Below are 22,313 nucleotides of genomic sequence, written 5' to 3'. Positions count from 1 at the left end.
GAATATCAACAACCCGAGCGAAAACTCGTGTCCCGGTTTATCTCAGGTCCTTACCCTTTCCATCGATCACAGCAGTGCCACCTCCACGCCCGCTGTACTGGGCAGATATAGCGATCGCGGCGCATCTGGCGCCCAGCTGGGCTGGCGGCAACGAGCAAACGATGCCCAGCGAAGTGGACTAGTTCGAAGCAGGGCCCATTCGTTGGCGAAGGTCTCCATCTGCTTGATGACCAGGTCGACGGCCTGGCGTTCTTCCTCGGGTGGGTAGTCGTAGCGGGCGAGGAGGCGGCGGATGCGGGTGCGGAGCTTGGCCCCGACAGGTTCCCGGGAGAGCCAGTCGACGCTTAGGTTCTTGCGGATGTCCTCGACCAGTGCCCGGGCGATGTCGGCGAGGGTGCCTTCTCCGCCTTCGACGAGCTCAGCCATGTTGTGGAAGGGATCGTGTTCGCCGCGGCGGTTTCGCTTCGCGTGCCGCGGCGATCTCCGCGAAGGAAGAGCTGCTGGCGCAATCCCAAGCCCAGGCCACCGGGTGCTCGTGGAGCGTAACGCGCTGGCCGCGGTTCGCATGTCCGCCGCAAGACGATCTGCCTTACCACGGCGCGGTCCTACAGCCCAGCACATCGACCTCATGGCGCCCTACCTTGACAGGATCAGTCTCGCCGAACTGACGTGTCAACACGTGACGGCGATGTTCGCCGAACTGGGTACTCGAACCAACCGATACGGCAGGCTGTGCGCGGCTTCGACCTTGCAGCGTGTCTGCGCGACTCCGCGAGCCGTTCTCAACGGCGCCATCCGGGAGAGCCTGATCACGGACAACCCGGCCCGGCGCGTTGAGCTCGCGAACCCGCACCCGCTCACACGCGGTGGTCTGGACGCCCGGCCGAGTCGATGCTTGGCGGAGGACTGGTGAGCGCCCGGCGGTTGCGGTGTGGACCGCGGCGCAGCTCGCGCTGTTTCTTGAGAGCATGCAACATGATCGGCAATACGTGCTGTGGTCCCTGATTGCCTTCGGTGGTCTGCGTCGAGGTGAAGCTGCTGGGCTGCGGTGGACGGATGTCGATCTCGAACGCCGGCAGCTGTCGATCACCCAGCAGTTGGCGAGACTCGGTCGAGTGATCTACGTCAGTCCGCCCAAGAGCCGCGCCAGCCAGCGAACCATTGCTCTTGACCGCCACACCATCGCACTTCTGCGCGAACACGCCGGGTACCAGGAGCGTGAACGCCTCGCGGCAGGCGACACGTGGCATGGAACAGGGTTTGTGCTCACCCGCCCAGATGGCCGATCGAATCCCCCGGGCTACCTGACCAGCAGGTTCCGGCTCCCCTCCGACCGGTACGACCTACCGTCGATCCGGCTCCATGACCTGCGGCACGGAGCTGCGAGCCTGGCGCACAGCGCCGGCGGGACCTCAAGATCGTTCAGGATCAGCTCGGCCACGCCAGCATTGTCCTGACCCGCCGACACCTACACCTCGATCCTGCCTCAGGCTCCGCACAAGGCCGCTGCCGCGACCGCTCGGCTGATCCTCGACACCGCCCGAGCCACCGGTCGGCGGGTGTGGCAACCGGTCGTGGCGAACCTGCGCGGGGGCCTACGTGAGCAGCGCTCACTAGCCACTGAGAACACCGAGACCGAAGTCGGCACGGCCACAGCAATGACCAAACGGCCAAACCACACCGCAAGGCGAAGAGAAGCCGACGAAGCCGCAAGGCACCCATCGTCTACACAGGAGACGACGTAGGTGAGTACGTGCAGGTCAACTTGGTGGGCCCCCAGGGACTCGAACCCTGAACCTACGGATTAAAAGTCCGCAGCTCTGCCATTGAGCTAGAGGCCCGCGCGTGCCTCAGGCACACGCGCGATGAGCATACCTGGGGGTCCGGGACGGCGGTACCGAGTATGCTTTCGTGTCTATTTACCCTGCGAAGTCCTGTTTTCTGTGGCCGTTTCGGGCCGCGGCACAGGTCAGGCACACGAGACGCACAGATCGGGTCAGGGGTTCGCGGAGTTCGGGATATACCGGGCCGTGACGGCTTGTGCCGGGCTGTCCGGGCGCCCACCGAGCCGTTTTCGAGCCATCGCAAGTCCATTGTGGATGGTCGAACGCAGCCCGCCCGACCGTCAGAGCGATGGGCGCCGTCGAAGTTATCGTCAGCCCCACCAAGATGCTCAAGCAACAGACGTATGGACGAGCCGGACTCGACCTGCTCTGCAAACGCCTCCTTCACCCAACATGATCAACAAACGGGGCCCGAAGTGAGTACAGGTTACGAGCTCGCCGCGCAGGCAAATGGCGACGTCGCCGAAGTCAACCTCGGCCTCGCGGCCCGGGAGGTGCTCTTGCGGGATGAACGCGTTGGCAGGTTCCCGTCAGACCTCGACGCGAATCTCACGGCGTCGGGTGGCGACGTCTACGCGGACCATCCAGTACGACACCACCCGGCCCCGTCATGTTCGTCAAGGTCGATCGAAGATCCGCTTCGCCGTGCTTGCGCTGCAGCGCGCGGTTGGACATCCCAGAGCGAAACGGTGACCGCATGCGACCACAGCCCGGAATGACTGGCCCTACCGAGGTGCCTGGTCATGTGCTGCGCAGGGCTTCGGTGGGCCGTACTGAGTCGGCCCGGAGTGCGGGGTATGACCGACGACGGAGCCGATGAGCAGCGAGTATGTCCGCCCCGTGTCCCTGGCGCGACGAAGATTTACTTGCGCGGTGCCTCATCGGTATTCCCACAACACCTCGCGGGCCCCTCAGTGTTCGGTGCTGAAGAACCGTAGCAACAGCGGGCCGACGGTCTGGGGGTCGACGACGTGATCCGGCCCTTCGAAGATCTCCCGTTGAGCGCGGGGTAGTAGGTCTGCAAGCTCGTCGGCTGCGCGGTCGAAGAAGTCCGAGGGCAGGCCTGCCATATAAGGGACCGTGATCGGCCCTCCGGTGGTGACCAGGACCGGTTGGGTGACCGTTGCCAGTCGATCGGCCGGCAATTGGTAGCGATTGAGGAAGACGCTGTCGTGGACCAGCGTGGGCGCGAGGGCGACCGAATGCGCCCAATGCGCCGTCTGCTTGCCTGCCGCTTTCCTGGCCGCGATGTTGTCGTCGGAGGCGCCGGTCATGCGCATGAACAGTTCGAGAACCTCCTCGTCTCGCCCGGCGTCGAAGGCGCGTCGGGTGTCCGCGATGTACTCCTCGAATCGCGGGCGTATGTCGTCCCCGACCGCGTAGGGCACCTCCCAGACGGCGATCGTGTCGATGGCCGACCCGGCCGCGGCGGCCTCCAGCGCCAGCGCGCCGCCTGAGGACGCCCCGAACAGGTGTGCCGAGCCGCCCGCCTCCGCGATCAACGCATCCAGGTCCTCGATCTCCCTTTCCACGGCGTACGGCTCGGTGAAGCCGCTCGCGCCGCGTCCCCGACGGGCATAGTTGTAGACCGTGAAGTGCTCGGCGAGAGCCGGCGCCAAGGGAGCGTTCTCCACCCCCTCGTCGAGTGCCCCGCCCACCAGAATGACGGCCGGACCGCTTCCTTCCCTGTCGTAGGCGATGGTGGTGCCATCGGTTGATGTCACGCGAAAGGCCATCTCGTTCATCTCACATCTCCGTTCGAGAGGTTTGTCTCAGCGCCTGAGCAGCGTGCCGACGACGGCCTCGGTGCGCGACCACCGCACCCTTGCGATCACGGCCGCCACGACGAGAAGGGCGAGCGGCAGCCAAGGGCTCTGCTTGAGCACGAACTGATCGGTGATGACAGCACCGGTCAGCAACGCCGCCAACCCCAGACTGGCCAGGCCCGCCAGCGCCGGGATCAGAAGCCCGACCCCTCCCGCGACCTCCAGCGCTCCGACCAGGTACCGGAGCCACTGGCCGGCCCCGATGTCGGCGAACATGTCCACCATGACCGGGTCGCCGGCGAGCTTCGAGATTCCGCCGCCGGCGATGATCGCCGCCAGCACGACTTGCAGAATCCAGACCCCGATGCTGCTCGCCCGCCCGGGCGTGTGCGCAACGGTTTCCGAGTTGTTCTTGGGGATGGTGCTCATTCGGCTCTCCTTGTCGTGTCCGGGCCTGGTATCGGTGATGGCGTTGGCCGAGTTGGCCGGGTTGTCGGAGTTGATTCGACCAAGTGCTCGCGGTAGCGGCATCTACTTCTTGTTGCGGTAGAGAACCATGGCGATGGGACCGAAGACCGCGACGAGAAGTACGGACGAGACGAGCACCCAGCCGATTTCCCCGGCCGGCACCGAGCCGTGCATCAGGCCGCGTACCACGGTCGCCAGGTGGGTGATCGGGTTGACCTCGACGACCGCCTGCAACCACCCGGGCATCGTCTTCGGGTCCACGAAGATGTTGCTCACGAACGTCAGCGGGAACATCACCATCATGCTGACCCCAGCCACCGAATTCGGCGTGCGCAGGATCAGGCTGAGCATCGTCCACAGCCACGACAGGCAGAACGAGAACACCAGCAACAGCACCACCGAGAGCACCACCCCGACGGCGCCACCCTCCGGCCGGAACCCCAGGACCAATCCGAGCGCGATCACGATCACCGACCCGATCGAGTAGCGCATCACATCGCCGAGCAGGGCGCCGACCAGCGGCGACGGTCGCCACACCGGAAGTGACCTGAACCTGTCGAACACCCCCTTCTGGATGTCGGTGTTCAGCGTTATGCCGGTGTTCATGGTGATCATGACGTTCGCCTGCACCAGGATGCCGGGCAGCAGGAACCGCAGGTACTCCTGCGTCGACCCGGCGAGCGCGCCACCGAACAGGTAGGTGAACATCAGCGTGAACATGATCGGGAACATGGTCACGTCGACGAGCTGCTCCGGGACGTGTTTGATCTTCAGCAGAGCGCGCCAGCCGAATGTCAACGAGGTGAGCACCGGGCCAGGCCGAGCCGGCCGCTCGCCGGCCAACAGCACACTGCGCAGCGCGTCCTCGGTGACCAGCACCGACGCCTGCTCCGCGGACGTGGTATTCATGCGGCATCCTCCTCGGGTGGCTCCTCGGCCGGGTGACCGGTCAGGGCGAGAAACACCTCGTCCAGGCTCGGCTGGCCGAGCGCGAACTCGGTGACGTCGATGCCCCCGCGGGACAGCTCGGCCAGGGCGCGGGCGACCCGCTCGGGGTCGGAGATCCCCGCGGACAGCGCGACCGGGTCGGCGGAGAGCTCGATCGGCACGTCGAGGACGCCGGCGAGGACCCGTTCGGCCTCGGCCCGCTGCTCGGGCACACGTAGGCGTACATGCAGCGAGCCGGCACCGACCGATGCCTTGAGCTGGCCGCTCGAACCCTCGGCGATGACCTTTCCGTGGTCGATCACGGCGATGCGGTCGGCCAGCTGGTCGGCTTCGTCGAGGTACTGCGTGGTGAGCAGCACGGTGGTGCCCTCGGCCACCATGACCCTGACGATCTCCCACACCTGGTTCCTGCTGCGCGGGTCGAGCCCGGTGGTCGGCTCGTCGAGGAAGATCAGTTCCGGGGGGACGACCAGGCTCGCTGCGATGTCGATACGTCTGCGCATCCCGCCGGAGTACTTCTTCACCTGCCGCTCGGCGGCCTCGGCAAGACCGAACGCGTCGAGCAGGTCGGTCGCCCGCTCCCTGCCTCGGCGGCGTGAGTAGCCGAGCAGCCTGGCGAGCAGCAACAGGTTCTCCACCCCGGTGAGGTCTTCGTCGACCGACGCGAACTGTCCGGTGAGGCCCACCCTGCTCCGCACCGCCTGGGCGTCACGCACGACGTCGTGGCCGAGCACTTGCGCCTCTCCGGCGTCGGGGCGCAGGAGCGTGGCCAGCATGCGGATCGTGGTGGTCTTGCCCGCCCCGTTCGGACCGAGCACGCCGTACACGCCCCCGGCACTCACGGCCAGGTCCACACCGGCGACCGCGTGGGTCGCACCGAAGCTCTTCTTCAACCCTCTCGTCTCGATCGCGAGCTTTCCCATGGGTTCCATTCCTTCTCTCGGTGTTGCGAACGGATTGGTCGACGCTAGTCAAGTTTGACTACTTGGTCGGAGTGCATGCGGAGGAAACATCTGGTCAAGGTTGATTAGGAGTGCATATTGAGGTGATCGTGGACCGTTCGCCACGAACCCGGATCATCGGCCATGACGTAGGCGCCCTCAGACAGTCGTCTGCTCAGGCTCTTCGCCCACTCCAGTTCGGTGCGTGCGTGTCCCGCCCACAGTTCGGCCTGATCGCGGACGTGCTCGGGGGTGTCCCGATTGGGGTGCTCCCGCCACTTGGCCTGCACTACGAGCTCCGCTTCCAGGCGCGCGACCCGCTCGTTAATGTGCGCGATGGCATCTGTCCTGGTCAGCATGGGCAACATGGCGATGGACGCGTTGAGCATGTCCGGGTCGTGGGTCCGCCGCAGACCGTCGCGGACCAGTTCGACCATCTCGTCACGTCCCCGGGTTGTCGCGCGGTACAGAACGCGCTCCGGCCCGGAGTTGCCCGGCTCGGCGTGTTCGGTGAGGAGGCCATCAGCCGCCGCCTTCTTCAGCGCGTGATAAATCGAGCCGGGCTTGATCTTGGCCCAACTCTCCGCACCCCAGCTCTGCAGTTCGGACCGCACCTGGTAGCCATGCGCGCCGCCGGAGAGGTGCACGATACCGAGCACCAGGAGCTTCGTCGCCGACACGCGCCCGCCTCCGCTCAGCCCTCTCGTCTCGATCGCGAGCTTTCCCATGGGTTCGATTCCTTCTCTCGGCGTTGCGAACGGATTGGTCGACGCTAGTCAAGTTTGATTACTTGGCCAGAGTACACGCGGAGGAAACATCTAGTCAAGGTTGATTAGAAGCGCATCTTGAGGTGATCGGACACCGTTCGCCACGAACCCGGATCATCGGCCATGACGTAGTGCATGTGCCAACCGGGCTCGGATCCTGCGCCGGAGCTTAAAAGTCCGCAGCTCTGCCATTGAGCTAGAGGCCCGGTTGTGCGCGGATGAGCGCACCTGGGGGTGGTCGGGCTTGGTAGCGAGTATCATTTTACGCCTGTTTGACCCCTGGAGTCCTGTTCGCATTTCCTGCTTCTGAGACTGTCGTGGTCTGCGTGTCCGCGGTGTTTGTGCAGGCGGGAAGTGTCGTACCCATGCGGGATCATGTGGGTATGACGATCGCTTCCGTTGCTGCCATTTCGTCCCGGGCCGAGTATGACGCGGGTGTCGACACCGCGTTGGCTGCTTCGGCGGCCTATTACGGGGAGGGGGACAGTGCTCTTGACGACGCGACTTTCGATGGGCTGTTGCGTGGGCTCGTCGCGTATGAGCTGGCCCATCCCTCGCACGTCCGCGCTGACTCGCCGGTGGGGAAGGTGGGTGGGGGCGCGGCGCCGGTCGGGGATGTGGCACACACCGTCCCGATGCTCTCCCTCGACAACGTGTTCAGTGCCGAGGAGCTCGTGAAGTGGGGGGCTTCGCTGGAGCGCCGTCTCGACGGGCCGGTGGCCGGGGGCTTCGCCGTCGAGCCGAAGCTCGACGGGATGGCGATCGCGGCTCGTTATCGCGACGGGCGCCTGGTGCAGCTGGTCGGGCGCGGCGACGGGCGGGTCGGCGAGGACCTCTCGGCGGCTATCGGGACCGTCGTGGGGCTTCCGGAGCGGCTGGCGCGGCCGGTCACGGTCGAGGTTCGCGGGGAGGTCCTGCTGACGGCCGCGCAGTTCGAGACGGCGAACGAGCTGCGACTGGCGAACAAGGCCAAGGTCTTCTCCAACCCGCGCAACGGGACGGCGGGTTCGCTGCGCGGCATGAAGTCGCGCTCCTACGCCATCCCGACGACCTTCTTCGCCTACGGCGCCGTCGCCCTCGACGACTCCGGCGTCCTCACCGGCGCCTCGCACTCGGCGGTGATGGACGAGATCGCCGCGCTGGGCGTCCAGACCACGGCGAGCGTCGACGGCGCCGGCCTGCGCGTGCACGCCACGATCGAGGAGGTGCAGGCGCGCGTCGAGGAGGTCACCGCGCTGCGCGGCTCGCTGCCCTTCGGGATCGACGGCGTCGTCATCAAGGCCGACGCCCTCGCCGAGCAGAAGACCGCGGGCCTGGCCACGCGCCACCCGCATTGGGGCATCGCCTACAAGCTGCCACCGGTCGAGCGCCAGACGAAACTCCTGGCCGTGGAGTGGAACGTCGGCCGCACCGGCGTCATCGCCCCGCGCGCGGTCCTCGAACCGGTCGAGGTCGACGGCAGCGTCGTCACCTACGCCACGCTGCACAACCCGGCGTTCATCACCAAGAACGACCTCATGATCAACGACACCGTCAACGTCTACAAGGCCGGCGACGTCATCCCCCGCATCGAGGCGCCCGTCCTGGCGTTGCGCGGGCCCGACGCCGTCGCCATCGAGCTGCCGACGGCGTGCCCGAAGTGCGGCGGCCCCATCGACACCTCCGGCGAGCGCTGGGAGTGCGCCGGCGGCGCGAGCGGCGGTTGCGGGCTGCTGGCCGCACTGTCCTACGCCGTTGGCCGCGACCAGCTCGACATCGACGGCCTCGGGCACACCTTCCTGGAGGCGCTCGTCGAGGCCGGTGACGTCGCCGACGTCGGCGACATCTTCACCCTGACCCGCGAGCAGCTCGCGGCCGCCGCGCGCAGTGAGAAGCGCGCCGACACGCTCCTCACGCAGATCGAGGCGGCGAAGGAGAAGCCGCTGAGCCGGGTCTTCTGTTCGCTGGGCATCGTCCGTACCGGCCGCACGCTCTCCCGCGAGATCGCGCGCTACTTCGGGACCATGGATGCGATCCGGGCCGCCGACGCCGACGCACTCGCCCGCGTCCCGAAGCTCCCGGCGGCGAACGCGCCGAAGATCGCCGAGCACATCGCGGCGGCCGGTCCGGTCATCGAGAAGCTGGCGGCGGCCGGGGTGAACATGGTCGAGCCGGTCGCCGAGGGCGCCGCCGACGGTCCGCTCAACGGCGAGGTCGTGGTCGTCACCGGCGGCATGAACGGGCCGCTCGCCGGGCGCAACCGCAACGACATGCGCGCGCTGATCGAGGACGCGGGCGGCACGTCCTCGGGGAGCGTGTCGAAGAAGACGACGATCCTCGTCGCCGGGGAGAACGCCGGATCGAAGGTCACCAAGGCCGAGGAGCTGGGCGTCACGGTGCTGTCCGAGGACGAGTTCGCCGCGCGGGTCGCGGAGTTCCTCGGCTAGGGCTCAGCCGGTCACGCCGGTGTTCTGGCAGGCGGTCAGCAGCCAGCGTCCGTCCTCTTTGGACATGACGAACAGCGGCGTGCCGACGTCGGCTCCCTCCGCGGTCCGGTAGGTCTGCAGGACCTTGACGGCGGCGACGTCGGGACGGATGAACAAGACGTGCTCCACCTCGAAGGTCACGGTCGCGCCGGCCATGCCGCCGGGAAGGACCCGCCGGGTGAACGCGCCGATGGCGTCGCGGCCGAACAGGCGCTCGCCGCCGCCGGTGGTCCAGACGGCGTCCGCACGGAAGAGCGCGACGAAGTCCTCGGGCAGTTCGTTGTTCTGGGCGTGCTCGACGGCGGCCACGACCTGGGCAATGGCCGCGAGTTCGGTGTCGTGCTGCGTTGTGGTCATGTGCTCAACCTAGGAACCGAACCTCGGTTGAGGTAAAGGGCGAGTGGTGGGGGACACCGGATGCGGTGTCCCCCAAGGGGTTCAGCGGTGCAGGAGGGTGTGCCCGGCGGAGTACGCGCCAAGGTCTCGTCCCGTCCACACGCGCACCGGGACCAGGCCGACGAGCTTGGTGCCCCGGGGACGCATGGTGACGTAGACGGGATCCAGTTCGGCCATCTGCCCGGTGGCGCCGTCGAAGCTGCTCGCGACGAGCATGTCGAGGGAGCCGACGCCGTCGAGGTCGAGGATCGCCGTCGACTGCCCGAAGTAGTCCAGGGTCTCGGCGGGGCCGAGGATGTTCAGCGGGTTGTCCGGCGCCCCGGGGCCGTTCTGGGTCAGCATGACCGATCCGGCACCCGTCAGGCCCTGGGCGGACCCGGGCAGGAGCAGCACGGCTCCGGCGTCGGCGATGCCCCGCACCTCGTACCCGATGGCACCGGTGAGCACGTCGGCGCGACCGTCGCCGGTCATGTCGCCGACGGCCACGGCGCGGCCGAACTGGTCGTTCTTCTCCGGACGGCTCGGCATGCCCGCGATGCCTTGGGACAGCAGCTGGGCGCCGGCGACCGTCAGGCCCGTCGCACCTCCGTAAGGACGGTGACCGAGCCGGCCGCCCCGGCGCCCCCGACCGCTTCACCGGACGCGCCGACCGCGAGGTCGTCCCAGCCGTCGCCGTTGAGGTCGCCGGCGGCCAGCGAGGCGCCGAACCTGTCGTAGCCGGCCATGTCCCCCGGGACGCCCTCGGTGTCCTGGTTGAAGTGCCGCGGGTTCGCGATGTCGAGGCCCGTGGCCCCGCCGTGGAAGATCCACACCGCGCCGCCGAAGGCCACCCCCGCGGCGTCGCGCTCGCCGGGGTTGGCGACGGCGAGGTCGGCGTATCCGTCGGCGTCGAAGTCGCCGAGGTCATCGTGTCACCGAAGTTGGGCCGGGTTCCCGACCTGATCGGCGTGGAGAGGTAGTCGCGTTGCGGCAGTCCGGAGTAGGTGACGACGACGCTGTAGCCGCCCGTCTCGCGCCAGGCGCCGACGACGATCTCGTCCTTGCCGTCGCGGTCGATGTCGAGCCGTGAGCTCGCGGTGCCGGCGCTGAGTTTCGGGGCCGTGGTGCCGGAGGCCGCGACGCAGGCGGCCGTGGCGTAGCGGCGTGTTCGCACGGGCCTGGGCTTCTCCTGGTGCTGGTCGATGTGGGCGGCATCGCGCCGAACGGCCCCGGCGCCGATGAGCGCCGGGGCCGCATACCTGTCACGGCGAGGCTTTCAGCCCCGCTGACGGCTCCACTCGGCGATCTTCTCGCCGAAGGCGGCCTGCCGGCGGGCGGCGAGCGACTCGCCCTCGGTGGCGGCCTTCGCCTCGGCGGGCGCGGCGGTGGCGCTCATCGGCGAACCACTGAGCGAGGCCCAGTGGTTGATGACCACGCCGAGGATGTCGATGGTGAAGTGGGTCGTGGCGGTGACGTAGATGCTCAGCGCGTCGGTGCGGACGTCGTCATAACCGACCGGGGTGAGCGTGGTGTTGCGGACGCTGACACCCTTGTAGAACTGGACGCTCGCCGGAACCGGCCGGGGCGTGCCGTAGGGCCAGACGGTGATGAAGCCACCGTCGAGCTGCCCGAAGGTCACCACGTTGACGAAGGCGCCGAGCGAGAACGACACCAGGTCACCGATGTCGAGGTGCACGGTCTTGCCCGCCTTGAGCCGGCCCGCGCTGTCGAAAGAGCTGGAGGAGGCCCCGAAGAGGCGCCGCCGGTTGCCCTTCTCGACACGGCTGTCGACGGTCCGGAAGACGTTGACCGGGACGGTGAACGTCGAGTTGAAGGAGTCGTAGAGGTAGTGGTTGGGCAGGGCGCCGCCGGCGCCGTCCGGGGGCGCGATCATCGTCATGCCGTTGGCGCCGAGCATCATGCTGCCGGCGGGGGCGTTCTCCGACATGACGGTCGCCGTGCTCGGTGCCAGCGCCAGCGACGGGCCGCCGCTCGCGCCGTTGGTTCCGGTGTTCGCCAGGGTCAGCGCGGCATCGTCGGCCTTCGCCGTCGTCAGTGACGTGGCGGCGGTCTTGGCGTCGTTGGCGGCTCCCTGGAGGACCGCCTCGCCGGGGGCCGCGGCCGCCGGGGTGGCCGTCGCGGCACCGGCCACGGTCGCACCGGCGACGCCGGCCATCACCGCTCCGGCGCGGCGCAGCATGCGCCGCCGGTCGACGGTGCTGTCGTCGGCTGGTTTCTTCTCGTCGGGCACGAGTTCTTCTCCTGTACGCGGGTTCTCCGTTGGGCCGAAAGGATTGTTCACAGCCCGTTCAGGAACCGGCCATCGGCCACGCGGCCATTTCGCGCTCGCGGGCCGGACCCCGGGTCGCCCGGGCGACCCGCCGCTACCCTCGACAGGAGACGAGACGACGGGAGGTGCGGCGTGACGGTCCAACTTGTCATGGTCGCGCGCTACCTGCTCGTGGTCTTCGCCGTCGGCTTCGAGGCGCATCCGCCGGTTCCGGCGCTGGTCCTGCTGCTCGTCCTGGCGAGCGCGACCGTGCTCGTCCCGGCGTTGCGGGGGCTGGTCCGCGCGGTGCTGCGGGCGCTGTCGTCGCCGGCGCACGGCCCGCCGGGCCCCAGGCTCTCCGGCGGCTCTCCCGAGGTCCGCGTGCCCGTGGCTCCGGGCACGCCCGGGACGGTGCGCGCCCGCGCGCCCTCGGCCGGTGTTCACGCCTTCGCCTGAACGCCGCCGCTTTCACGCCTGCTCCGTTCACGCGAGGCGATCGACCCGATCAGTCCCGCCGAACGAGAAGAGCCTCCATGTCCCGGCAACGCCTTCGTACCCGCGTCACGACCGTCGTCTTCCGCCTCACCGAGCGCCTGCGGCTCGGTGCCGCGACCGCCTACCTCGCCGCGGCGTCGCTCATCGGCTTCGAGGCGCTGGTCGCGCTGCTGTCCCTCAGCTCACTGTGGCCGGCCTCGGTGCCGTTCGTGGTGGGGGCGCTGGCCCTCGCGTATCGCTTCCGCGAGCGGCTGCGCGCGTGGTGGGGGTGGTGGCGGCGGTAGTACGCACGACGGCCCGCCCACCTCGCGGTGGACGGGCCGTCGCCTGTCGTGCGGTTAGAAGAAGGAACCGAAGTGGTCGCCGTTCTCCGCGCTTCCGGGGACGCCGGGCGAGTCCTGGTCGAAGAGCCTCGCCCCCGAACCGCTCGGGCCCGAAGCGGTCCCGGGCAGGACCGTGACCGTCCCGCGGCCGCTGTTCTCGCCGTCGGCGCCGACGAGCAGGGCGAGGAATCCGCTGCCTTTCACGTCGGCGAAACGAAGGCTGTAACCCCAGCCGTCCTCGGACTCGGTGCCGCCGGGGATGCCTGGGGTTTCCTGCGTGACGAAGCGGGAACCGGCGAAGTTCAGGCCACCGGTGGCGCCCGGGATGATGGTGACGAGGTCGTCGCCGGGGCTGTAGACGACGAGTTCGGCGCGGCCGTCGTTGTTCGCGTCGCCGGCCGTGATCGTCGCGCCGAAGAAGTCGTTGGCGCCGGGCCCGCCCGGGATCCCGCCGGTGGACTGCGTCAGCTGGACGGCGCCGGTCGTGGCGATCCGGGAACCGTTCGAGTACAGGATCGTGACGGTTCCGGCGTCGGCCTTGCGCACTCCGTCGACGGTGACCGGGGCTCCGGCCGCCGCGACCGCGAGGTCGGCGCGGCCGTCGCCGCTGAAGTCGGCGAGGGCGACGGAGTTGCCGAACTGGTCGGAGACGTCGCCCTTGTCCTCGTTGAAGGACGCGGCACCCCCGGGCACGCCCGGCGTCTCCTTCGACAGCCGCTGCGCCCCTTCAACGGACAGGCCTTTGGCGGTGCCGTACATGACCGTCACCGAACCCGTCGACCAGTCCTTGTCCTCCCAGTCGTAGACCTCACCGATCGCCAGCTCGTCGCGGGTGTCGCCGTTCACGTCGCCGGCGGCGAGCGCGTAGCCGAACAGGTCGTAGCTGTGCGCCTCACCGGGCATGCCGTTCTCGCCCTGCACGAAGTGGCTCGACCGGGTGCGCGACAGGCCGCTCGACGAGCCCGGATAGACCCACAGCTCACCGGAGTAGCGGCCGGGACCGGCGGCGGCGAGGTCGTCGCGGCCGTCGCCGTCGAAGTCGCCGACGGCGAGCGCGTAGCCGAAGAGCATGTCCTTGCTGTTCGACGTCGTCGGGTACAGGCCGCTCACGCCGTTGGTGCGCAGCCCGCTCGCCGAGCCGTAGAACACGAAGACCTCTCCGGCGTCGCGCGTCGAGCCGAGATTCTCCTTCGGCGCCGACACGGCGACGTCGGCGTAGCCGTCGCCGTTGAAGTCGCCGCTGGCGGTCGTCGAGGCGAACCCGTCGCCGTCCTCGTTGTCGCCGGGGACACCGGCGGTGTCCTGGTGGTAGGCCTTGCTGCCGCTTCCGGTCGTGCCGGACGCGGTCCCGGGCAGCACGTGCAGCTGGCCGGTGTCGGTGTCGTCGCCGAGGTTCTCGCCCGGGGCGCCCACGACCGTCTCGGCGTAGCCGTCGGCGTTGACGTCGAAGGGCAGGGGCCGCATGAAGACGGTCCTGCTCAGGGTCGCGGCCTGGTGGGCGTCGTCGCCCGCGTAGGCGAGCGTGTAGGTCACCGGGCCGGTCAGGCCGGGGGTGTGGCTGAAGGCGAAGGTGCCGTCGGCGGCGACCGGGACGGTGCCCATGTCGTGGGTTCCGGTGCGGTCCTTGCGGCTCAGCGTCAGCGTGGTCGGGCCGGGGCCCTTGTTCAGGGTTCCGGTGGCGGCGACCGTGCCGCGGAAGTCGACGCCGCCGGGCACGTTGAGGGTGATCGAGGAGTCGAACCTGGTCGCCCGCTGGAAGACGTGCAGGGACAGGCGACGGTCGGCGGCCCAGTCCTCGGTCACGGCGAGGAGGTCACCGCCGGCGGTGAAGGACACGCCTTCGGGCACGACCTCGGTGTAGAACTCGTAGCCGTACTCACGCACGGGCGTGCCCGGCGAGCCCTCGGCGATCTCGGCGATGTGGACGCGGGAGCCGTAGGGGTGGCTGTACCCGTCGCCGACGTCGGCGAGGAAGCGGCCGTCGGCGCTGACGGCGAGCGCGGTGGCGATGTCGTGGTACGGGATACGCGCGGCCTCGGTGAGGTCGGCGGTGTTGTACACGAGGTGGCCGTCCTCGATGGAGCAGCCGGCGACGACGACCTGCTCGCCGCCGCCGATGAGGGCGGCGTCGTCGCAGAACGGGCGCCCCTTGCCGCCCCCGGCGACCTCGACGGGGGTCTCACCGGAGACGTCGTAGACGTGGAAGAGGCCGCCCGTGGAGGTCTCGCCCATCTGGAAGAGGCGGTCGGGACGGTCGGGGAGCGCGCGGATCTCACCGGGTTCGGAGCGGAACGGGGTCCCGCCGGACGTGCCGGTCGCCGGGTCGTAGGCCTGGGCACAGAAGCGGTAGGAGTACCAGAGTTTCCCGCCGGTGAAGGTGCCCGCGACGGGGCAGTGGTCGGCGGGGAGCGCGACACGGCTGACGGTGTAGGTCCTCGTGTCGACCAGCGCGAGGGTCTTGGCGCGCTCCTCGATGACGTAGAGGGTCGAACCGTCCGGGCTGACGGTCAGGTCGGACGGGTTGTTGAGGCCGGTGACGGTCCGCCGGATCGAGCCGTCGAGACCGGCGACGACGAGGGCCGAGGGCTCCTTCAAGGCGATGAACGCCTGCTGGTGGGCGTCGTCGACGGCCAGGTCGGTGAAGGAGCCGGCGGGCAGCAGCGTGGAGATCTCGGGACCGGGGAAGACCGGGTCCTCGGCCGCGGCGGGCTGGGCGGTGAGCAGGACACAGGACGTGGCGGCCAGCACGAGGGCGGACGCGCACGCGGGCAGGCGTGGTCTCATGGGCACTTTTCTCGCGGGGTGCGGGCGCCAGGACGGGCGCTCGGGAGCGCAAACCTAACACTCGCGGGAGGTGCCGCGCCGACCTGGAAACACCCGCCCGGCCGAGGGGAGGCCGGGCGGGTGGGGTGGGGGAAGGGAGGTCTACCAGCAGGCGCAGCTTCCGTCGCCCTCGCCGTAGCTGTCGGAGTAGCCGCCGCCGGGGGTGTCCCCGGAGGTGCCGTCGCGGTCGTCGGGCGAGCCGGACGAGTTGGCGGGGGCGCCGCCGTCGTCGCCGTAGCCGCCGCCGGGGGTGTCTCCGGAAGTGCCGTCACGGTCGTCGGGGGAACCCGAGGAGTTGGCCGGGGCGCCACTGTCGGAACCGCCGTCGAAGCCACCGCCGGAGGGGCCGCCCGGGGAGTCCCCGGAGGTGGTGTCCGACGAGTCTCCCGACGTGCTGTCCCGGTCGTCGGGCGAGCCGGACGAGTTGGCGGGGGCGCCGCCGTCCGAGCCGGTGTCCGAACCGGGGGATCCGCCGTCGCCGAAACCGCCGCCCGGGGTGTCGCCGGAGGTGCCGTCACGGTCGTCGGGCGAGCCGGACGAGTTCGCCGGGGTGCCGGGGTCGTTGTTCGGCGAGCCGTCGGAGCCGTTGTCGCGGTCGTCGGGCGAGCCGGACGAGTTCGCCGGGGTGCCGTCGCCGGAGCCTCCGCCGAAGGGGTTCCCGCCGAGGTCGTTCGACGGCGGGGTGTCCGGCGGGGCCGGGTCCGACGGTGCGGTCGTCGGGTCCTGCGCCGGGTCTCCGCCGTCGCCGCCCTCGTGGGAGGGGGTGTCGGACGGAGGCGAGTCCGGGACGACGGTGACCGGGTCGGAGGTGTCCGGGGTGGACGTGTCCGGGGTGCCGGTGCCGGGGTCGGAGGTGCCGGGGTCCGGCGTGCCCGGATCGGCCGTACCTGGATCCGGCGTGCCGGGGTCCGGATTCTCGGTGCCGGGATCGGCCGTTCCGGGGTCGGAGGTGCCGGGGGTGTCGTCCGGGTCGGCGCTGATCGGGTCCGCCGACGGCGTACCGTCGCCTTCGCCCTTCCCGTCGCCCTTGCCCTTGCCGTCGTCCTTGGCGTCCGAGTCGTCCTTCTTGCCGTCCTGCTCGGAGGCGTCCTCGTCGTCGTCGTTCCGCTGGCCGCGGGTCAACGGTTCGAAGCCTTCCGGGTCGGGGGCCTCGCGGAGCTCGTTGAACGGGGTCGGCGTGGCGCCGCCCTCGTCCGGCGGCTTCAGCCCGAGGGCCTCGGCCAGGGCGCCCGCGATCGCGTCGGACATGAGCCCGCCGCCCTCGACGTTGGGGTGGAACGGTTCGTTGGAGTTCCATTGGTCGTGGCGGCCGGTGAGCGCGGCGTTCAGGTCGTTGATCGCCGGGTCGTCGGTGTAGGCCTCGCGGCCGTCCAGCGCGCCCGCCATGTCGGCGACGGTCGCGCAGCCGCAGAGTTCCACCGACTTCGCGATCGCCCGGTTCAGCTGGGTGCCGAACTCGCGGAAGCGCTGCAGCTCGTACTCGCTGAAACGGCTCCAGAACGACGTCGCCTCCGGGTTCACCGGGAGCGGGTAGTTCGGGACGACGAGCTTGGCGCCGGGGGCCTTCGCCTGGATCTCGCGCATGGCCTGGAGCAGCCGGGCGACGATGGTCGGGGCCTGGCCGCCGGGCGTCGACTCGGCCTGCCGCTGGTACTCCTCGGCCGACAGGTCGGTGTCCATGAGGGGTTCGAGGCCCTCCATGAAGCGGTCGAAACGCGGTGAACTCTGCCCTTGGGTCGCCGACCGCCACGCCTCGGTGAGCACCTGCGCGAACTGCGCGTCGTTGCCGCCGAAGCCCATGATCACCGCGTCGGCGTCGGGCCGGACGAGTGAGTTCTGGGGCGGGTTGACCGGGTTGCCGTCGGCGTCTTCCTGGGTCTCGAACACGTCGCGCGTGGTCGCTCCCGAGGAGGCGCCGATCTGGCCGTCGATGTCGATGTCGGGGTTGGCGTCCTGGAGCCGTTGGAGCGCCTGCGAACCGGAGGCGAAGGGCGAGCGGTGCCGCCGGTCCTCCGGGTCGAAGTAGGTGCCCCGCATGCCTTCGCCGGAGTTGTAGGAGTCGCCGAGGATGTCGACTTTCACCTGGTCGTCGGCGAGTGGTGCTTGTGCGTTCGCGGGTGCCGCCAGGCCGGCGGACGCCGCCAGGGTCACCGCCGTGGTGACCGCTAAATAGAGGAATCTTCTCAGCCTCAGGCTCACGAGTGAGCCACCTCCTGCTTGTGCCGGGTTATCCGCAGGGGGATCGCGGATAGGTCTTGACCAGCGGGCGCGTATGAAAAAAGCGCTTCCAGTCAAAGCGTTACTGCTTAGTAGAATGGCGGCTCACAACGGCGAATTCAAGGGGTGCGCCAAGATTCTTTGGATTAGCGTGGATTTGGCCCGGGAATGGCGGAAGGGATCATTCGGGGCGGTGATCGGAAAGGGTGCGACGGGAAGCCCCGCGACACCGGCACCCGCGACCGGCGAACCCGCATTCGCCGCACCCGCGTCCTCCTTTTGACTTGCCCGGGAGGAAAGTCAGTGCTAACTTTCCTCCCAGGCAAGTCAAACCGAAGGAGCCCTCCATGTCCCACATCGACGACGCCAAGGCGCGCCTCGACGCGATCGGCAGGCACCAGGACGAGGTCGTGGAGGCCGCGACGCGCGGACGGCATCGGGGCTGGGACGCCGCCGGCGCGGCGGCGGCGTGGGCGGCGATCGCGTCGCTCGACGTGCGGCTTTCCGAGGCGCTCGGACTGGTCGCCGTCGTGGGCGCCATGGCCGTCGCGCTGGTGTGTTTTACCCTGGCCGGACGTAGAGGTCGCGCCGTCGTCCACCGTTCGCGGATGACCGGCCGGACCTGGCTCGTCTTGGGGGTGGCGATGGTGGTGGCCGCGGGTGGGGCCTTCGGCGCGGTGCGGCTGATCGAGCGGCTCGACGTGCCCTTCGGGCACACGATCCTCGGTGGCGTCGCGGTCGCCGTCATGGCGCTGACCAGTGAGGCCGTCAACCGTGCGGCGTTCCGGCGACGGCGCTCATGACCACACCGCACGGCTTCGACGAGCTGATCCACCCGCCGACGCGGCTGGCGCTGATGTCCATGCTGGCCGCGACGGAGTGGGCGGAGTTCGTCCTGCTGCGCGACACCCTGAAACTCAGCGACTCGGCACTGTCCAAACAGGTCTCGACCCTCGTCGACGCCGGTTACGCGCGCATCGAGAAGCACGGCGCGGGCCGGCGCCGCCGCACGCTCGTCTCCCTCACCCCCGAGGGGCGGGCGGCCTTCGACGGACACGTCGCCGCGCTTCAGGCGCTGGTGAACCAGGCGCCGCTGACGCGCTCGGAGGACTGAAAGAGCTCGTCGAACACACGCGTGCGATCGAAGGCCAGCGCGTGTCGCCTCGCCCGCGACGCCATGTCCGCGCGCTCGCCCGGCGACAGCTCCAGCACGACCCGGTCGATCGCGGCCGCGAGTCCGCCGACGTCGCCCGCCTCGACGATCACGGCCGTCTCGCCGACGGCCTCACCGGTACCGCCGGTGATCGTCGTGATCACCGGCCCGCCGCCGGCCAGCATCTTCTCGCTCAGCGCGATCCCGAAGGTCTCCACGAAGTCCGGTTCCGGCCTCGTCGGCAGCGCGAAGGCGGCACAGCCGCGCATGAGCAGTGGCTTCTCCTCGTCGTCCACATCGGACAGGAACACCACGCGCCCGTCTCCCCCGGCCAGTGCCCTGACCTCCTCCAGCGCCGGACCGTTCCCCGCGACGACCAGCTTGACCCGCGACCGCGCCCGCCCTCGCGCGAAGGCCTCGACCAGGTCGAACACGCCTTTCGCGCGCGCCACCCGGGACAGGAACAGCACGTACCCGTCGCGCTCCAGCCCCCGGCGCGCGAGGACCGCGTCGACCCGCGCCGGGTCGAGATCGAGGTACGCGGCGGTGTCGATCGGCGGATAGCTCACGACCACGCGCGCGCGGCATTCCACCGCCAGCCGCGTCCCGCAGTGCGCGTCGACGGCCTCGGCCGCCGCGACGATCTCGCGGCGGGTGTACTCCGACACCGCGAGCACGTCGTCGTTGGCCAGGAAGCCCGCGAGCAGCGCGACCGCCGCCCCGAAGCGCCCTTCCCGCAGGCAGGAGCGGATCACGTTCGTGACGTCCGACCCGACGGCCTTGGCCATGGTCCGCACGTCCGTCGCGTACCCCGCCGCCCGTGCGGCCGCGACGGCCTCGCCGACCACCGCCGTGTGCGGCGCCAGGTACAGCGACAGGCACACCACAGACGCGGCCCCGGCCAGCAGCTCCACCAGCCGCCCGGTCAGCCCGGCGATGTAGCGGCCGTCGGGGACGCGGTAGTCCCCGACGGGCTCGGGCCGCTCGACGGTGATCCCCGTGCTGTACGGCGAGATCCGGTCGAGCGGCTTCAGCGGCAGCCCCGCCGCCCGCAGCGCGGGGATCGGCCAGGTCAGCAGCCGCACGTCGTCGAAACCGCGGGTCAGGGCCACCTCGGCGAGGTTGCGGGCCTCACCGGAATGGCCGCAGATCACCGGATCGGCGCGGACGACGATGACGAGGCGGCGGTCGGGTCTGCTCATGTGCGGGCTCCGGTCCCGTGCGGGTCGGACAGTGACGGTGGACGGACCTTGCGCCCCCAGGCCGAGGGCTCGGGCCCGAGTTCGAGATGCAGGCGCCCGCCCGCGTGCACGTCGGTGGCACGCAGGTGGGCGACGTCGAGGGCCTTGCCGTTGAAGCGCGCCGACCGCACGTACCGCGGCGGCGGATCGGCCTCGGGGTCGTCGGAACCGATCGGCGACGGCCGGTGCCCGCTGGTCTCGACGACGAACTCACGCTCGCCGACGGCGATCACGGCGCGCTCGAAGGCGGGCGCGTTGAGCAGGAACAGGTTCTGCCCGGCGACCGGGAACAGCCCGAGCGAGGCCCACACGTACCAGCTGCTCAGCCCGCCGGAATCGTCGTTGCCCGGCAGCCCGCCCGGTCCGGTGCCGAACTGCCAGGTCAGGGCCGCGTGGACGATCTCGGCGGTGCGATCGGGACGGCCGGCGTAGTGGTAGGACCAGGGCGCTTCCATGTCGGGTTCGTTGTTGAGGCCCTCGAAGCGGTTGAGGGCGTACCCGATCGCCATCTCCGCCGGGTCGGGCCGTTTCCCCGGTTGCGTCACCGGTGAGGCGCCGTAGCCGAAGAACGCGTCGAGCATCGCGACGTAGGCCGCGTCGCCGCTGGCCATCGCGATCCGGCCGGCCATGTCGTGGAGCAGACGGAAGGAGTAGTTCCACTTGCCGCCCTCGTAGAACGAGGAGTCGCGCAGCAGCCCGGTCGCCGGGTCGAAGGCGTTCGTCCACAGGTGGGCGCGGGCGGCGAGGTCGTAGGCGAGTTTCCCGTCGTTGAGCGCGCGGGCGACGGAGGCCGTGCAGTGGTGGGCGTAGGCGAGGTCGAGGGTGTGGGAGATGGGGTGCACGACGCCGTGCTCGTAGAAGTCCTCGCCGTAGAGCCGGTGCAGGTCGGCCTCCATGTGCACCAGGGCCCAGTTCCAGTCGAGGTCGCCGAGGCCGAGGGCCTGGGCGTCGGCGAGCGCGGTGTGGGCCAGGGCGCTGGCCTGCCGGAAGAAGCGGTCGGCACCGCGGGCCATGCGGTATCCGATGGGGAGGTTGCCTTCCTCCTCGCAGACGCGGATGAGGAATTCGAGCAGGTCGGCGGCCCGGCCGGGGACGATCGCGGCGAGCAGCGGGAGCTGGGTCTTGTAGATGTCCCACATGGTGCAGATGTCGAAGGCGAAGGGGCCCGAGGAGGGCCAGAAGGGGCTTTCGTCGTCGGCGAAGCAGGGTTTGACGAGGGAGTGGTAGAGGGCGGTGGCGAAGACGCGGCGGCGGGCGGGGGTGCCGCCTTCGACGGTGACGCGGCCGAGGTGGTCGCGCCAGCGTTCGGCCGTCGAGGCGCGGACGGCGTCGAAGCCGCCGCTTTCGCGGTGGAGGTTGTCGCGGGCCTGTGCCGGTCCGCGCAGGGAGAAGCCGATGCGGAGTTCGACGGGCCGTCCGGTGCGCGCCGGGCCGTGGAAGAGCAGCCCGAAGGGGCGCAGGGTGGTCTGGCGGATGCGGTCGAAGTCGAGGCGGGTGCCGCCTTCGATGAGGCGGCGGTCGTACCAGAGCATCTGGCGCCAGCCGGGTTCGGCGAGTTCGATGTGGAAGGACAGGGGGACGCCTTCGACGACGACGGTGCCGTGGGCGGCGTCGCCGGTGCTCTCGACGTGCGCGCGCAGGGGGACCGTGCGGCCCTGGTCGATGGCGAGACCGCCGCAGGACAGGTCGACGACGACGCGGGCGTTGTGGTGTTCGGGGAAGGTGAGGCGGTGGACGGCGACCTTCTCGCCGACGGTTGTCTCGCAGCGGATCCCGGTGCCGAGGGTGGCGGCGTAGTAGCCGGGTTCGGCGGTCTCGTCGTGCAGGGGCCAGGCGTCACCGAGGGCGTCGAGGGGCTGGAGCATGGGGGTGACGCGCAGGTAGTTGTAGTACTTGCGGATCGCGCCGGTGCCCGACTGCTGGAAGTGGGTGAAGCCGGAGGCCTGGGAGTGGCCGAAGAGCTCCTCGGGCAGGCCCTCGGTGTTCTTGGCGTAGCGGCCGTAGCCGGTCGGGTAGGCGCCGGAGTAGGCGCAGGCCGAGACCATGCCGAGCGGTGAGGTCGCACCGGGGTGGGTGTTGCCGATCTGTGCTTTCGGCCACCACCAGGTGGCCGCGAGCCCTCGCGCCGGTGGCAGGGCGGTCGCGGCGGTGCCGATGAAGGGATCGATGTCGTCGAAGATGGCGTGACTCTAGGTGCGTGACGTGTTGCCGCCGGTTT

The 22,313-nt window shown here is 69.8% G+C and carries 20 protein-coding genes, 1 tRNA gene and 1 pseudogene; 6 read left to right on the top strand and 16 right to left on the bottom strand.

What is annotated here, in order from left to right; genetic code table 11:
• Window positions 1-66 precede the first annotated feature (66 nt).
• The 8 genes from HNR73_RS39965 to HNR73_RS19750 form a co-directional block, all read right to left on the bottom strand.
• Window positions 67-426 (bottom strand): type I restriction enzyme endonuclease domain-containing protein, encoded by a 360-nt coding sequence (locus tag HNR73_RS39965; RefSeq protein ID WP_239122140.1) that lies wholly within the window; start codon window positions 424-426, stop codon window positions 67-69.
• A 431-nt stretch (window positions 427-857) separates the two neighbouring features.
• Window positions 858-1,250: a hypothetical protein gene (locus HNR73_RS19780; protein ID WP_184789008.1), complete on the bottom strand. Its 393-nt coding sequence runs from the start codon at window positions 1,248-1,250 to the stop codon at window positions 858-860.
• A gap of 516 nt (window positions 1,251-1,766) precedes the next feature.
• Window positions 1,767-1,841, bottom strand: a tRNA-Lys gene (locus HNR73_RS19775).
• A gap of 914 nt (window positions 1,842-2,755) precedes the next feature.
• The gene (locus tag HNR73_RS19770; RefSeq protein ID WP_184789007.1) at window positions 2,756-3,589 is read right to left on the bottom strand and encodes an alpha/beta fold hydrolase; all 834 of its coding nucleotides are present in this window, start codon (window positions 3,587-3,589) and stop codon (window positions 2,756-2,758) included.
• A 27-nt stretch (window positions 3,590-3,616) separates the two neighbouring features.
• A complete protein-coding gene (locus tag HNR73_RS19765; RefSeq protein WP_184789006.1) occupies window positions 3,617-4,039 on the bottom strand; it encodes a DoxX family protein in 423 nt (140 codons plus the stop codon).
• A gap of 102 nt (window positions 4,040-4,141) precedes the next feature.
• Window positions 4,142-4,987 (bottom strand): ABC transporter permease, encoded by an 846-nt coding sequence (locus HNR73_RS19760; RefSeq protein WP_184789005.1) that lies wholly within the window; start codon window positions 4,985-4,987, stop codon window positions 4,142-4,144.
• Window positions 4,984-5,949, bottom strand: a complete 966-nt coding sequence (locus tag HNR73_RS19755; RefSeq protein ID WP_184789004.1) for an ATP-binding cassette domain-containing protein — start codon at window positions 5,947-5,949, stop codon at window positions 4,984-4,986. The genes HNR73_RS19760 and HNR73_RS19755 overlap by 4 nt, the downstream gene beginning before the upstream one ends.
• A gap of 104 nt (window positions 5,950-6,053) precedes the next feature.
• The gene (locus HNR73_RS19750) at window positions 6,054-6,695 is read right to left on the bottom strand and encodes a PadR family transcriptional regulator (RefSeq protein ID WP_203686256.1); all 642 of its coding nucleotides are present in this window, start codon (window positions 6,693-6,695) and stop codon (window positions 6,054-6,056) included.
• Between the two features lie 404 nt (window positions 6,696-7,099).
• Between HNR73_RS19750 and ligA the strand changes: the two genes are divergently transcribed.
• Window positions 7,100-9,160, top strand: a complete 2,061-nt coding sequence (gene ligA, locus HNR73_RS19745; RefSeq protein ID WP_184789003.1) for an NAD-dependent DNA ligase LigA — start codon at window positions 7,100-7,102, stop codon at window positions 9,158-9,160.
• Between the two features lie 3 nt (window positions 9,161-9,163).
• Here ligA and HNR73_RS19740 read toward each other — a convergent pair whose 3' ends face one another.
• The 3 genes and pseudogenes from HNR73_RS19740 to HNR73_RS41210 all read right to left on the bottom strand — a co-directional run.
• Window positions 9,164-9,556, bottom strand: a complete 393-nt coding sequence (locus HNR73_RS19740) for an SgcJ/EcaC family oxidoreductase (RefSeq protein ID WP_184789002.1) — start codon at window positions 9,554-9,556, stop codon at window positions 9,164-9,166.
• Window positions 9,557-9,637: 81 nt separating this feature from the next.
• Window positions 9,638-10,123 (bottom strand): FG-GAP repeat protein, encoded by a 486-nt coding sequence (locus HNR73_RS19735; protein ID WP_184789001.1) that lies wholly within the window; start codon window positions 10,121-10,123, stop codon window positions 9,638-9,640.
• Window positions 10,124-10,164: 41 nt separating this feature from the next.
• Window positions 10,165-10,455, bottom strand: a pseudogene (locus HNR73_RS41210) (FG-GAP repeat protein); the annotation flags it as partial.
• Between HNR73_RS41210 and HNR73_RS39950 the strand changes: the two are divergent.
• On the top strand, window positions 10,393-10,554 hold the full coding sequence (locus tag HNR73_RS39950) for a hypothetical protein (RefSeq protein WP_239122139.1): 162 nt from the start codon (window positions 10,393-10,395) through the stop codon (window positions 10,552-10,554). The pseudogene HNR73_RS41210 and the gene HNR73_RS39950 sit on opposite strands and share 63 nt — an antisense overlap.
• 296 nt (window positions 10,555-10,850) lie before the next feature.
• On the opposite strand, the gene HNR73_RS19725 is transcribed toward HNR73_RS39950, so the two are convergent.
• Window positions 10,851-11,825, bottom strand: coding sequence for a hypothetical protein (locus tag HNR73_RS19725; RefSeq protein ID WP_184789000.1), 975 nt, complete (start codon window positions 11,823-11,825; stop codon window positions 10,851-10,853).
• Between the two features lie 171 nt (window positions 11,826-11,996).
• Between HNR73_RS19725 and HNR73_RS19720 the strand changes: the two genes are divergently transcribed.
• Together HNR73_RS19720 and HNR73_RS19715 are read left to right on the top strand one after the other, a co-directional pair.
• Window positions 11,997-12,299, top strand: a complete 303-nt coding sequence (locus tag HNR73_RS19720; RefSeq protein WP_184788999.1) for a hypothetical protein — start codon at window positions 11,997-11,999, stop codon at window positions 12,297-12,299.
• A 77-nt stretch (window positions 12,300-12,376) separates the two neighbouring features.
• Window positions 12,377-12,622 carry a hypothetical protein gene (locus tag HNR73_RS19715; RefSeq protein ID WP_184788998.1) on the top strand — a complete coding sequence of 82 codons (246 nt, stop codon included), beginning with the start codon at window positions 12,377-12,379 and terminating at the stop codon, window positions 12,620-12,622.
• Between the two features lie 54 nt (window positions 12,623-12,676).
• On the opposite strand, the gene HNR73_RS40790 is transcribed toward HNR73_RS19715, so the two are convergent.
• Both HNR73_RS40790 and HNR73_RS19705 read right to left on the bottom strand, forming a co-directional pair.
• On the bottom strand, window positions 12,677-15,445 hold the full coding sequence (locus HNR73_RS40790) for an integrin alpha (protein WP_184788997.1): 2,769 nt from the start codon (window positions 15,443-15,445) through the stop codon (window positions 12,677-12,679).
• Between the two features lie 141 nt (window positions 15,446-15,586).
• On the bottom strand, window positions 15,587-17,683 hold the full coding sequence (locus HNR73_RS19705) for a hypothetical protein (protein ID WP_184788996.1): 2,097 nt from the start codon (window positions 17,681-17,683) through the stop codon (window positions 15,587-15,589).
• Between the two features lie 365 nt (window positions 17,684-18,048).
• Here HNR73_RS19705 and HNR73_RS19700 point away from each other — a divergent pair, with 365 nt between their 5' ends.
• Together HNR73_RS19700 and HNR73_RS19695 are read left to right on the top strand one after the other, a co-directional pair.
• Window positions 18,049-18,504 carry a hypothetical protein gene (locus HNR73_RS19700; protein WP_184788995.1) on the top strand — a complete coding sequence of 152 codons (456 nt, stop codon included), beginning with the start codon at window positions 18,049-18,051 and terminating at the stop codon, window positions 18,502-18,504.
• Complete coding sequence (locus tag HNR73_RS19695; protein WP_184788994.1) at window positions 18,501-18,815, top strand: winged helix-turn-helix domain-containing protein; 315 nt, start codon at window positions 18,501-18,503, stop codon at window positions 18,813-18,815. Before HNR73_RS19700 ends, HNR73_RS19695 begins: the two co-directional genes overlap by 4 nt.
• Here HNR73_RS19695 and HNR73_RS19690 read toward each other — a convergent pair.
• Together HNR73_RS19690 and HNR73_RS19685 are read right to left on the bottom strand one after the other, a co-directional pair.
• The gene (locus HNR73_RS19690) at window positions 18,770-20,056 is read right to left on the bottom strand and encodes a glycosyltransferase (RefSeq protein ID WP_184788993.1); all 1,287 of its coding nucleotides are present in this window, start codon (window positions 20,054-20,056) and stop codon (window positions 18,770-18,772) included. The two genes, HNR73_RS19695 and HNR73_RS19690, sit on opposite strands and share 46 nt — an antisense overlap.
• On the bottom strand, window positions 20,053-22,251 hold the full coding sequence (locus HNR73_RS19685; RefSeq protein WP_275414566.1) for a glycoside hydrolase domain-containing protein: 2,199 nt from the start codon (window positions 22,249-22,251) through the stop codon (window positions 20,053-20,055). Before HNR73_RS19685 ends, HNR73_RS19690 begins: the two co-directional genes overlap by 4 nt.
• Window positions 22,252-22,313 lie beyond the last annotated feature (62 nt).

Source organism: Phytomonospora endophytica, assembly GCF_014202425.1.
Taxonomy (GTDB): Bacteria; Actinomycetota; Actinomycetes; order Mycobacteriales; family Micromonosporaceae; genus Phytomonospora; species Phytomonospora endophytica.
The sequence above is the reverse complement of the archived record's forward strand: the minus strand, read 5'-3'. Positions and strand labels throughout refer to the sequence as shown.

Bases quoted from the DNA above. Each gene is read 5' to 3' on its own strand.
- HNR73_RS19760 (WP_184789005.1), bottom strand. From the start codon at position 4,987: ATGAATACCACGTCCGCGGAGCAGGCGTCGGTGCTGGTCACCGAGGAC.
- HNR73_RS19780 (WP_184789008.1), bottom strand. From the start codon at position 1,250: ATGCCACGTGTCGCCTGCCGCGAGGCGTTCACGCTCCTGGTACCCGGC.
- HNR73_RS19770 (WP_184789007.1), bottom strand. From the start codon at position 3,589: ATGAACGAGATGGCCTTTCGCGTGACATCAACCGATGGCACCACCATC.
- HNR73_RS19750 (WP_203686256.1), bottom strand. From the start codon at position 6,695: ATGGGAAAGCTCGCGATCGAGACGAGAGGGCTGAGCGGAGGCGGGCGC.
- HNR73_RS19690 (WP_184788993.1), bottom strand. From the start codon at position 20,056: ATGAGCAGACCCGACCGCCGCCTCGTCATCGTCGTCCGCGCCGATCCG.
- HNR73_RS19715 (WP_184788998.1), top strand. From the start codon at position 12,377: ATGTCCCGGCAACGCCTTCGTACCCGCGTCACGACCGTCGTCTTCCGC.
- HNR73_RS19700 (WP_184788995.1), top strand. From the start codon at position 18,049: ATGTCCCACATCGACGACGCCAAGGCGCGCCTCGACGCGATCGGCAGG.
- HNR73_RS19695 (WP_184788994.1), top strand. From the start codon at position 18,501: ATGACCACACCGCACGGCTTCGACGAGCTGATCCACCCGCCGACGCGG.
- HNR73_RS39965 (WP_239122140.1), bottom strand. From the start codon at position 426: ATGGCTGAGCTCGTCGAAGGCGGAGAAGGCACCCTCGCCGACATCGCC.
- ligA (WP_184789003.1), top strand. From the start codon at position 7,100: ATGCGGGATCATGTGGGTATGACGATCGCTTCCGTTGCTGCCATTTCG.
- HNR73_RS19735 (WP_184789001.1), bottom strand. From the start codon at position 10,123: ATGCCGAGCCGTCCGGAGAAGAACGACCAGTTCGGCCGCGCCGTGGCC.
- HNR73_RS19740 (WP_184789002.1), bottom strand. From the start codon at position 9,556: ATGACCACAACGCAGCACGACACCGAACTCGCGGCCATTGCCCAGGTC.
- HNR73_RS19755 (WP_184789004.1), bottom strand. From the start codon at position 5,949: ATGGGAAAGCTCGCGATCGAGACGAGAGGGTTGAAGAAGAGCTTCGGT.
- HNR73_RS19765 (WP_184789006.1), bottom strand. From the start codon at position 4,039: ATGAGCACCATCCCCAAGAACAACTCGGAAACCGTTGCGCACACGCCC.
- HNR73_RS40790 (WP_184788997.1), bottom strand. From the start codon at position 15,445: ATGAGACCACGCCTGCCCGCGTGCGCGTCCGCCCTCGTGCTGGCCGCC.